Origin of the sequence: Streptomyces shenzhenensis, from assembly GCF_021462265.1 — a bacterium.
Taxonomy (GTDB): domain Bacteria; phylum Actinomycetota; class Actinomycetes; order Streptomycetales; family Streptomycetaceae; genus Streptomyces; species Streptomyces shenzhenensis.
Genome location: NZ_JAJONF010000042.1, coordinates 73,558 through 80,676, shown reverse-complemented (window position 1 = coordinate 80,676; position 7,119 = coordinate 73,558). Strand labels below are relative to the sequence as shown.

General features: G+C 73.7%; 8 protein-coding genes. 4 read left to right on the top strand and 4 right to left on the bottom strand.

The window, feature by feature from the left end:
* Positions 1-37: 37 nt before the first annotated feature.
* Entirely contained in the window at positions 38-2,083 is a 2,046-nt protein-coding gene (locus LQ326_RS36790) for an MDR family MFS transporter (RefSeq protein WP_234543422.1), read from the top strand.
* Between the two features lie 14 nt (positions 2,084-2,097).
* Here the strand turns inward: LQ326_RS36790 and LQ326_RS36785 are convergent, their stop codons facing one another.
* Positions 2,098-2,595, bottom strand: a complete 498-nt coding sequence (locus LQ326_RS36785) for a GNAT family N-acetyltransferase (RefSeq protein ID WP_234543418.1) — start codon at positions 2,593-2,595, stop codon at positions 2,098-2,100.
* Between the two features lie 138 nt (positions 2,596-2,733).
* Here LQ326_RS36785 and LQ326_RS36780 point away from each other — a divergent pair, with 138 nt between their 5' ends.
* Together LQ326_RS36780 and LQ326_RS36775 are read left to right on the top strand one after the other, a co-directional pair.
* Positions 2,734-3,384 carry a hypothetical protein gene (locus LQ326_RS36780; protein WP_234543417.1) on the top strand — a complete coding sequence of 217 codons (651 nt, stop codon included), beginning with the start codon at positions 2,734-2,736 and terminating at the stop codon, positions 3,382-3,384.
* 5 nt (positions 3,385-3,389) lie between these two features.
* On the top strand, positions 3,390-3,908 hold the full coding sequence (locus tag LQ326_RS36775; protein WP_234543416.1) for a hypothetical protein: 519 nt from the start codon (positions 3,390-3,392) through the stop codon (positions 3,906-3,908).
* A 25-nt stretch (positions 3,909-3,933) separates the two neighbouring features.
* On the opposite strand, the gene LQ326_RS36770 is transcribed toward LQ326_RS36775, so the two are convergent.
* Positions 3,934-4,377 carry a DnaJ family domain-containing protein gene (locus LQ326_RS36770; protein ID WP_234543415.1) on the bottom strand — a complete coding sequence of 148 codons (444 nt, stop codon included), beginning with the start codon at positions 4,375-4,377 and terminating at the stop codon, positions 3,934-3,936.
* Positions 4,378-4,468: 91 nt separating this feature from the next.
* Between LQ326_RS36770 and LQ326_RS36765 the strand changes: the two genes are divergently transcribed.
* Positions 4,469-4,858, top strand: a complete 390-nt coding sequence (locus LQ326_RS36765; protein ID WP_234543414.1) for an FHA domain-containing protein — start codon at positions 4,469-4,471, stop codon at positions 4,856-4,858.
* A 28-nt stretch (positions 4,859-4,886) separates the two neighbouring features.
* Here LQ326_RS36765 and LQ326_RS36760 read toward each other — a convergent pair whose 3' ends face one another.
* Positions 4,887-5,558, bottom strand: a complete 672-nt coding sequence (locus LQ326_RS36760; RefSeq protein WP_234543413.1) for an O-methyltransferase — start codon at positions 5,556-5,558, stop codon at positions 4,887-4,889.
* Positions 5,559-5,669: 111 nt separating this feature from the next.
* Complete coding sequence (locus LQ326_RS36755; RefSeq protein WP_234543412.1) at positions 5,670-6,839, bottom strand: DUF2330 domain-containing protein; 1,170 nt, start codon at positions 6,837-6,839, stop codon at positions 5,670-5,672.
* Between the last annotated feature and the right edge of the window lie 280 nt (positions 6,840-7,119).

Here is a 7,119-nt window from a genome sequence, read left to right as displayed (position 1 = left end):
ATCGACAGCCAACTGTTCACAACCCCGGGAGGTCTCCATGGCCCTGGAAGCGACGCACACCCCGGCGCGGGACGCCGAACGCGTACCCGGCAACGTGCTGGTCCCGATCGGCGCGCTGCTGCTCGGGCTGCTGCTGGCCGCGCTGGACCAGACGATCGTGTCGACGGCTCTGCCGACCATCGTCAGCGACCTCGGCGGGCTCGAGCATCTGTCGTGGGTGGTCACCGCCTACCTGCTGGCCTCCACCGCCGCCACCCCGCTGTGGGGCAAGCTCGGCGACCAGTACGGGCGCAAACGGCTCTTCCAGCTCGCGATCGTGATCTTCCTCGTCGGGTCGGCGCTGTGCGGGATGTCCCGGAACATGGGCGAGCTGATCGGCTTCCGCGCGGTGCAGGGGCTGGGCGGCGGCGGGCTCCTGGTGCTGTCGATGGCGATCGTGGGGGACCTCGTGCCGCCGCGTGAACGGGGCCGCTACCAGGGGTTGTTCGGTGCCGTCTTCGGCGCCGCCAGCGTGCTCGGGCCGCTGCTCGGCGGAGTGCTCACCGAGCAGCTGAGCTGGCGCTGGGTGTTCTACGTCAACCTGCCCGTCGGCATCGTCGCGCTCGCCGTGATCGCCGCCGCGCTGCACATTCCGCGCCGCCGAGCCCGCCACGTCATCGACTACCTCGGCACCTTCCTGATCGCCGCCGTCGCCACCTGCCTGGTGCTGGTGGCCTCGCTGGGCGGCACGACGTGGGCGTGGGGGTCGGCGCAGGTCATCGGCCTTGTGGTGGTGGGCGTGGTGCTCGCCGTCGCCTTCGTCCTCGTCGAGCGGCGGGCCGCCGAACCCGTGCTCCCGCTGAACCTCTTCGGCGTCCGTACCTTCACCCTCGCGGCCGTGATCAGCTTCATCGTCGGGTTCGCGATGTTCGGCGCGATGACCTACCTGCCGACCTTCCTCCAGGTCGTGCAGGGCATATCGCCGACCCTGTCCGGGGTGCACATGCTGCCGATGGTGATCGGCCTGCTGCTGTCCTCCACCGTCTCGGGGCAGATCGTCAGCCGTACCGGCCGCTGGAAGGTGTTCCCGGTCGCCGGCACCGCCGTGACCACCATCGGGCTGCTGCTGCTCCACCGGCTCGACGAGCACAGCTCGACCACCGAGATGAGCGGCTGTTTCCTCGTCTTCGGCCTGGGCCTCGGACTGGTCATGCAGGTCCTGGTGCTGATCGTGCAGAACTCCGTCTCGTACGAGGACCTCGGCGTCGCCACCTCCGGCGCGACCTTCTTCCGCTCCATCGGGGCCTCCTTCGGCGTCGCCGTCTTCGGCTCCGTCTTCGCGGGCCGCCTCGCCGGCAAGCTCGCCGACGCCTTCCGGGGCCTCCGGCTCCCGCCGGGGGCCACCCCGGACGCCCTCAAGGCCGACCCGCGGGGCATCGCCGCCCTGCCGCCGGCGCTGCGCCCCGCGGCCCTGCACGCGTTCGCGTCCTCGATCACCGACGTCTTCCTGTACGCCGCTCCGGTCGCCCTCCTCGGCTTCGTCCTCGCCTGGTTCCTCAAGGAGGACCGGCTGCGCGGCTCGGTCACCGCGCCGGACGCGTCCGAGACCATCCCGCCCAACCCGGTCCAGCGGTCCTCGTACGACGAGTGCTCCCGGGCGCTGTCCCTGCTCGGCACCCGGGAGGGCCGCCGGGAGATCTACCGGAAGATCAACGAACGGGCCGGGTACGGCGACCTGCTGCCCGCCGCCGGCTGGCTGCTGCTGCGCATCCGCAGGTACGGCTCGGAGGAGCCGGGGCGGCTCGCCGAGCGCGGCCCGGTCCCGATGAACATCGTGCTGGCGGGCGCCCGCCAGCTGGAGGAGCGCCGCCTCGCCGACCGGCTGGGCCTCGAACTGACCCTCAGCGACCAGGGCCGCGAGGTCGCCGAACGGCTCGCCGGGGCCCGCGAGGAGTCCCTGGCCGAACTCCTGGGCGACTGGTGGGGCCCGGACCGGCCGACCGACCTGGACCACCTGGTCCGGGAGCTCACCGACGAACTGTGCGGCACCGAACGCGAACAGCCGCAGAACCCGTCGGCAGGGCAGGCCGGCCGGTTCGGCTGACGAAGCCCGTCGGTTCAGCCGGCGAAGTCCTTGCGGAACCAGTGCTCGGCGTAGGCGTCGTCGTTGTGCGGGGCGGTCTCCGTGTAGCCGAGCCGCGCGTACAGGGCGCGGGCCTCCACCAGGTCGGTGCGGGTGTCGAGCAGGATCCGCCCGGCCCCGAGGGCACGGGCCGCGTCCTCGGCCGCCGCGACGAGGAGGGCCGCGCCGCCCCTGCCACGCAGCCGCTCGTGCACGAAGACCCGGGTGAGTTCGGCGGTGGCCGGGTCCAGGAGCCGTACGCCCGCGCTGCCGGCCGGCTCACCGTCGTACCGCGCGATCAGCAACCGCCCGGTGGGCGGGGCGAGTTCGGTTCCCGGCCGGGCGGCGATCTCCCGTTCCAGCTCGGCCGGGCCGGTGCGGCGGCCCTCGTGGAGCAGGTACCAGCGGTCGCTGACCTCCGTGTAGTACGCCCGCCACAGAGCGAGGGCGGCGGGGGAGCCGGGGTGTTCCGGGGTGATCGTCCAGGAGGTCATGGACCGTAGTCTCCGGCCGGCCCGGGGTGCGTGCGCAACGGGATATGCGTGACCTCATCCGGAGGCTGTTTGCGGGGCGGTGTGCGGGTCACCCGGAGGAGGAGACGGCCCGTCGGGCCGAGACACCGGAAGGCAACCATGTCCACAGGCTTGATCATCGCGATCGTGATCGTGGCCGCCGTGGTCGTAGTCGCGGCGGTACTGGCGGCCGTGCGCTCCAGGGGCAGCGGTCCGCAGGGTCTGAAGCGGCGCTTCGGGCCGGAGTACGAGCGGACGGTGGCCCAGCACGGCGGCGACACCAAGGAGGCCGAGCGGGAACTGGCCGAGCGGGTGAGGCGCCACGGTTCCCTGCACGAGCGCGAGCTGGACCCGGCGGAGCGGGAGCGCTACGCGGCCCGCTGGACGACCGCCCAGGAGCGTTTCGTCGACTCGCCGCGGGAGTCCGTGGCCGAGGTCGACCGGCTGCTGGCCGAACTGGCGGCCGCCCGCGGCTTCCCGGCCGGTGCCCAGTACGACGAGCAGGTCGCCGCCCTCTCCGTGCACCACGCGGACCACGTCGACGGCTACCGCCGCGTGCACCGCGCCGCCCTGGCCCCCGCGGGCGGCTCCACGCTCAGCCAGGCCGGGACCGAGGAGATGCGGACGGCCATGATCGAGGCCCGTTCCCTCTTCGACGACCTGGTCACCCCGTCGTCCCACGAGCACGGCCGCCATCGCGCCGAGGTCGGTGCCGACAGCGGCGGCCATCTGCCCTGGTCCGCCAACCGAAGCCGTCCGAAGGAGAGTTGAGCGACATGACCGATGCCAGGACTGGATCCGGCCGCCAGCCGATCGGCGGCGACGTGTATCCCGGCGGTACCGCGACGCCGGGACGTGAGGAGGAGACCACCGACTGGGGCGACGCCGCCGTGAGCGGGGTCACCCCCGGCCGGCGGGAACCGGAGCGCGCGGAGGACCGGGAGGCTCCCGGGCAGGCGGTCCTGGTGGCCGGCGAGGGCCCGGGGCACGAGACGGACGCGGGCCGCGGCGGCGAGCAGCTGCTGCCCGCGGAGGAGTGCGGACAGCTGGAGCGCCGCCTGCGGCACGCGGTCACCGGTTTCGTCGACGAGCCGCGTACGGCCGTCGAGGAGGCCGACCGGGCCGTGGAGGAGATCAGCGCCCGCTTCACCGAGGCCATCGACCGGCGCCGCCGCACCCTGCGCGGCAGCTGGCAGTCCACCGACGCGGCCCACCCCGGCGGCGCCGACACCGAGCAGCTGCGGCTGGCCCTGCGCGACTACCGCGAACTGGCGGACCGGCTGCTGCACATCTGAGTCAGTCCCCCCGCGCGTCTCTGAGTCAGTCCCCCCGCGCGTCCGGCTCCGAGGCCGCCGCACCGGCCGCCGCCCGGCGCTCCCGCCACTCGCGTACGACCTCCTCGACGTCGTACGGTTTCTTGCCCAGCGGGGGCCCGGGCGGTGGCTTGAACATCATGTCGCGGATCTTGACGTTGACCTCGGTGATGATCTTGCGGACGATCCGCTCCGACGGCGCCGCCCAGGCGGCCGCCAGCGCGTCCTCGGCCTCCTTGCGCAGGGCGAGTGTCGGCGGCAGCACCGACAGGCCCTCCCGGGCCAACTTCCGCTTGACCCACCACAGTTCGTCGTACGACGTGTCCAGGCCGGCGGGCAGCGGCTCGCCCGCGCCCGGCAGTTGATCGAACTCACCGCGCCGCTGCGCGTCCTGGATCTGCTTGTCCACCCAGGACTCGAACGGCACTCCGGGTGGCTTTCGCTCGGTCATGACTCCATTGTGCCGGACGCGGCCCGGCCGGGCGTTTTATCATGCGCCGGAGATCCACGAAGGATTCAGGAACCGCGCAGGGGGAACGCACGTGCTCGAACTCACCATGGCCTCCGTGTCCGGAGAAGCGGGCGAGACGGCCGGAATGCTCATGGCCGACGCGCCCAGCGACCCCGGTGCCGTGCTGCGGGTGGGCCGCGACGCCTCCGTCTGCCGGCTCACCACGCCCGACGACTGGCTGTTCGTCTCCCGGGTGCACCTGGAGTTCCTGTGCGGAGCCGAGGGCGGCTGGCAGGTCACCTGGCTGCGCGGCTCCCAGGCCGAACCCTCCTCCGAGGTGCTGCTGAAGGTCGGCGAGTACGCCCAGGCCATCGCCTACGGCGGCACGGTCGCGCTGCCGCGGGGCGGCTCCGGCGAGATCGTCGTCCGGGACCGCACCGCCCCGCGCAGCGTCAACGTGGGCTTCTACCAAGAGGGTTGAGCGGCGCCCCGCAGGCGGCTACGCCGGCTCAGTCGAGGACCCGCGCCAGCGCGAAGCCGTCGTAGCCCTTGCTGCCGACCGTCTGGATCGCGGTGCCGGTCAGCCTCGGGTGGGCGGCGATCAGCTCGATCGCGGCACGGGTGCCGACCACGTCCGGGTCGGCGCTCTCGCCGTCGACGACCCGGCCGCCGCGCACCACGTTGTCGACGATGATCAGGCTGCCGGTGCGGGTGAGCCGCAGCGCCCACTCCACGTAGTGCGGGTTGTTCGCCTTGTCGGCGTCGATGAAGACCAGGTCGAAGGGGGCCGGGTTCTCGTCGGCGAGCTTCGGCAGCGACTCCAGGGCGGGGCCGACCCGCACCTGGACGACCTTCTCCAGGCCCGCGCGGGCGATGTTGCGGACCGCGACCTCCGCGTGCCGGGCGCTGTACTCCAGCGAGATCAGCCTGCCGTCGGCGGGCAGGGCGCGGGCCAGCCAGATGGTGCTGTAGCCGCCGAGGGTGCCGATCTCCAGGATGTTGCGGGCGTCCTGGATCTGCGCGAGGAGCTGGAGCAGTTTCCCCTGGTTGGCGGTGACGCTGATGTGGGGGAGTTCGTTCGCCTCGCTCTCCCGCAGGGCTGCCTGGAGCGCTTCGTCGTCCGGTGACAGGTGGCTGGTGAAGTAGAAGTCGACGTCGTCCCAGAGCTGAGAGCCGCTCATGCGTACGCTGCCTTTCGCATATTCGGGTAGCTGCCCGCTGACAGCTACCTGGATAGCACTAGTGAGGCGGCGGACGCGCCGGTGATCCACCGCCCCGGTGCCGGGCGGAACTCAGCCGATCGGCGCAGGGGGCGCCGGCGGCCCGGCCGGCCGGGGCGAGGGCGGCACCGGCGGGGGCGGCGGCGCCGGGCGTCGGGCGCGTCGTACGGCCGTCAGGGCGGTGACCGCGACGACCAGCGGCAGCGCGGTGCCGGCGGTCAGCAGCCACGCCGGGATCCCGGCCACCTCGCGCAGCCGGTCCTCGTAGACGACCTGCTGGAACGGCGTGTCCGCGGCGGCCCGCCGCAGTACGTGATCGGCGGAGATCCGGGCCGGGTACGGGAACTCCTGGCCGATCGCCGTCAGGTACGGGGTGCCGGCGGCCAGCTCGCCCAGCTCTCCGGTGGGGCGGCGCAGGCGGCCGGCGTAGACGACCCGCGGGCGCTCGCCGCCGATCGCCGAGCGCGGCTCCATGCGGTGCGCGGCGAGGACGTACAGGCCGAGTGACTGCGGGGTGGCCGCGAGCCTGGACAGCCGCATCGGGTAGACCGGGCGTTCGCTGGCGAAGGCGAGGCGGAGCGGGTCGAGGGCGCCGCGCAGCGGGGTGCCCGCGGCCGCGGGGGCGAGTCTGACCGCGACGTACTCCCAGTGGTCCGCCACGTAGGGCTGGAGTGCGGTGTTCAGGCGGGGCGGGGAGGGGAAGCCGTTGCTGCGCAGCCAGCCGTCCAGGGCGCCGGAGTCGGTGGCGGTCAGCTGGGCCACGTCGAACGGGCCGAGCCGCCGGCGGTCGACCACGCCGACCTCGGGGGCGGGGGCGGGGGCTCCGGCGCCGGGCGGGCGGCCGGGGTAGGCGGTGCCGCTGGTGGTGAGGGGCCAGTCGCCGTCCTCGGGCCAGAAGTGGTGGCGGGTGCGGTGCGCCGGGGCGGTGAGGGCGTGCAGCTGGTCGAAGAGGGCGGGGTCGGCGAGGGCGACGGTCGCGCGATGCGGGACGGGCATGATCCAGGCGGTGCGGTCGGCGTCGCCGTCCACCGTCAGGCGCAGCACGATCTGTTCGTGGCTGCCGTCCCAGCGCAGGACGGACTCCTCGCGGCGGACGGTGACCTGCCGGCCGGCGTCGGGGACGAGGACGCCGCAGGCGCACGCGAAGGCGGGGGCGGTGAGCAGGCCGAGCTGGACGGCGGCGAGGACGAGGAGGACGGCGAGGACACGTGCGCGTCGGCGCGGTCGCCGCTGGCCGATCATGAACCGATGCCCTCCGCCCTGCCGGTGACCAGGAGTACAGACGGTATAGCGGAGGGCGTGGCTCCCGGGGCCGTTCCGGGCCGCCACCGGCTGTCCACCGACGGTACGGACCGACGGGGCGGACGGTTCGGCGTACGGCCGCGCGCCTCTGGGGGGAGCTGGGCGGGTTCCGCCGGCTGCGGGCCGGTGGGGGCTGGTCGCGCCCACGCGGCGGAGCCGCACATCGATACGGCCCCGCGCCCCTATCGGGGCGCTCTCTCGCCGCCGTCGGCGGGGTGCG

Bases quoted from the DNA above. Each gene is read 5' to 3' on its own strand.
- LQ326_RS36770 (WP_234543415.1), bottom strand. From the start codon at position 4,377: ATGACCGAGCGAAAGCCACCCGGAGTGCCGTTCGAGTCCTGGGTGGAC.
- LQ326_RS36755 (WP_234543412.1), bottom strand. From the start codon at position 6,839: ATGATCGGCCAGCGGCGACCGCGCCGACGCGCACGTGTCCTCGCCGTC.
- LQ326_RS36780 (WP_234543417.1), top strand. From the start codon at position 2,734: ATGTCCACAGGCTTGATCATCGCGATCGTGATCGTGGCCGCCGTGGTC.
- LQ326_RS36775 (WP_234543416.1), top strand. From the start codon at position 3,390: ATGACCGATGCCAGGACTGGATCCGGCCGCCAGCCGATCGGCGGCGAC.
- LQ326_RS36785 (WP_234543418.1), bottom strand. From the start codon at position 2,595: ATGACCTCCTGGACGATCACCCCGGAACACCCCGGCTCCCCCGCCGCC.
- LQ326_RS36760 (WP_234543413.1), bottom strand. From the start codon at position 5,558: ATGAGCGGCTCTCAGCTCTGGGACGACGTCGACTTCTACTTCACCAGC.
- LQ326_RS36790 (WP_234543422.1), top strand. From the start codon at position 38: ATGGCCCTGGAAGCGACGCACACCCCGGCGCGGGACGCCGAACGCGTA.